Source organism: Streptomyces sp. NPDC059456 (genome assembly GCF_042750055.1).
Taxonomy (GTDB): Bacteria; Actinomycetota; Actinomycetes; order Streptomycetales; family Streptomycetaceae; genus Streptomyces.
The window spans coordinates 1-2490 of record NZ_JBHYVA010000946.1; the positions used below are offsets into that span (position 1 = coordinate 1).

The following is a 2490-nucleotide window of genomic DNA, read 5'->3' on the forward strand; positions in this document are numbered from 1 at the left end:
GCGACGCGGGCGGGCCCCCCCCTACCCCCCTGCCCCCATACAACCACCGCCCCCCGCCCCCCCGCCCGCGGCGCGCCGTACGGCCCCCCCCCCGGGGGGGGGCCCTCCGGCCACGGGCGGACGGTCCTAGAGGTCGACGGCGGCGGGGGCCGGAGCCGGGACGGCGGCCACCGCGACCGGGGCCGAGGCCACCGGCGGTGCGGGCTCGCCCTGCGCCAGGTTCCGCATCAGCAGCCAGTAGCCCAGCGCGGCCACCGTGCCCAGCAGCGCCACGGACGCCCACAGCCAGCCCGCGCCCCACCGGTCGATCATGAACCCGGCCATCAGCGGAGCCACCAGCGCGGCCACCGCCCACGACATCGTGTACATGCCCTGGTAGCGGCCGCGCCCGTGCAGCGGCGAGAGCCGGGCGACCAGCCCCATCTGCGTCGGCGAGTTGACGATCTCGGCCAGCGTCCACACGCAGACCGTCAGCCCCAGGCTCCACACCGACCCGGCGAACGCCGTCAGCCCGAACCCGTACCCGGCCAGCAGCGCCGACACGACCAGCAGCTTCTGCGGGTCGCCCTGCTCGATGAACCGGGTGACCGGGATCTGCAGCAGCACGATCAGCACCCCGTTGACCGCGATGACCAGCCCGTAGTCCCCGGCGGAGAAACCGCCCGAGCCCATCGCCAGCGGCAGCCCGAACGACCCCTGCGTGAAGATCAGCGAGATCAGGAACGACAGCCCGACCACACCCATGAACCGCCCGTCCCGCAGCACGGTGCCGAGCCCGATCTCCGGTTCGGCGGCGGCCGCCTCCGCGGCGGTCCGCTCCGGCCGCGACTCCGGCAGCTTCACGTACACGAGCACCGCGCAGAGCAGCGTCAGCGCCGCCTCGCCGAGGAACCCGGCGAGGTAGCTGTACTCGGCGACGAAGCCCGCCGCCGTCGCCGAGACGGCGAAGCCGAGGTTGATCGCCCAGTAGTTCAGCGCGAACGCCCGGACCCGGTCCTGCGGCCGCACGATGTCCGCCATCATCGCCTGCACCGCGGGGCGCGACGCGTTCGAGGTCATGCCGACCAGCAGCGCCACCGCCGCGATCGCCGCCGGATGCTCCATGAAGCCGAGCAGCGCCACCGAGAACGCCGTCGAGGCCTGGGCCGCCAGCATCGTCGGGCGTCGGCCCAGCCGGTCGGTCATCACCCCGGCGACCAGCGAGGACACCACACCGCCGAGCCCGTGCAGGGCCACCACCAGTCCCGCGAACGAGGCCGAATAGCCCCGGTCCACGGTCAGGTACAAGGTCATGAACGTGGCGACGAAGGCCCCGAGCCGGTTCACCAGGGTGCTGGTCCACAGCCACCAGAACTCCCGGGGGAGGCCGGCCACGCTCTCACGCGCCGCCCGTCTGAGACTGGCAACGGACATACGGAATCCCCCCGGCGATGTAAGTGTCTCTCCTGCTCGCCGCACCCTACGGGCGGGGGGTCCGCGAAGGCCACCGGATTGACGCGCACCGTCAATCCACGGCCGTGGACACCGCGCGCACGCGCCCCCGCGCGTCCACTAGGCTCGTACGCATGGCCGACGCACCGTACAAGCTGATCCTCCTCCGCCACGGCGAGAGCGAATGGAACGCGAAGAACCTGTTCACCGGCTGGGTGGACGTCAATCTCAACGAGAAGGGCGAGAAGGAGGCGGTCCGCGGCGGTGAGCTGCTCAAGGACGCCGGCCTGCTCCCCGACGTCGTGCACACCTCGCTCCAGAAGCGCGCGATCCGCACCGCGCAGCTGGCGCTCGAGGCCGCCGACCGCCACTGGATCCCGGTCCACCGCTCCTGGCGCCTGAACGAGCGCCACTACGGTGCGCTCCAGGGCAAGGACAAGGCCCAGACCCTCGCCGAGTTCGGCGAGGAGCAGTTCATGCTGTGGCGCCGCTCGTACGACACCCCGCCGCCGGCCCTCGAGGACGGCACGGAGTTCTCCCAGTCCGAGGACCCGCGCTACTCCGCCATCCCGCCGGAGCTGCGCCCCAGGACGGAATGCCTGAAGGACGTCGTCGTCCGCATGCTCCCGTACTGGTACGACGGCATCGTCCCGGACCTGCTGGCCGGCCGCACGGTCCTGGTCGCCGCGCACGGCAACTCCCTGCGCGCCCTGGTCAAGCACCTGGACGGCATCTCCGACGCCGACATCGCGGGCCTGAACATCCCGACCGGGATCCCGCTCGCCTACGAGCTCGACGCCGAGTTCAAGCCCCTCACCCCGGGCGGCACCTACCTCGACCCGGACGCCGCGGCGGCCGCCATCGAGGCCGTCAAGAACCAGGGCAAGAAGAAGTAAGTCTTGTGATCAGGCCTGGGCCCCGCGCGGGGGGCGGCGGGGGGGGGGCGGTCGTCGCGGGGCTGGCGGCCGCCGCCGACAAACCCGCCGCCGCCGTGGATGTAGCCGCGCACGGGCTTGGCGGCGTCGGGGCCGGCGTCGGTGTCGGGGCCGGGGCCGGCGG

General features: G+C 73.1%; 2 protein-coding genes. One reads left to right on the plus strand and one right to left on the minus strand.

Annotation, left to right across the window (positions count from 1 at the left end; genetic code table 11):
* Nucleotides 1–126: 126 nt before the first annotated feature.
* Complete coding sequence (locus ACFXA3_RS40870; RefSeq protein WP_385196276.1) at nt 127–1413, minus strand: MDR family MFS transporter; 1287 nt, start codon at nt 1411–1413, stop codon at nt 127–129.
* A gap of 152 nt (nt 1414–1565) precedes the next feature.
* Here ACFXA3_RS40870 and ACFXA3_RS40875 point away from each other — a divergent pair, with 152 nt between their 5' ends.
* Nucleotides 1566–2327, plus strand: coding sequence for a phosphoglyceromutase (locus tag ACFXA3_RS40875; RefSeq protein ID WP_385196278.1), 762 nt, complete (start codon nt 1566–1568; stop codon nt 2325–2327).
* The last annotated feature ends 163 nt before the right edge of the window (nt 2328–2490 follow it).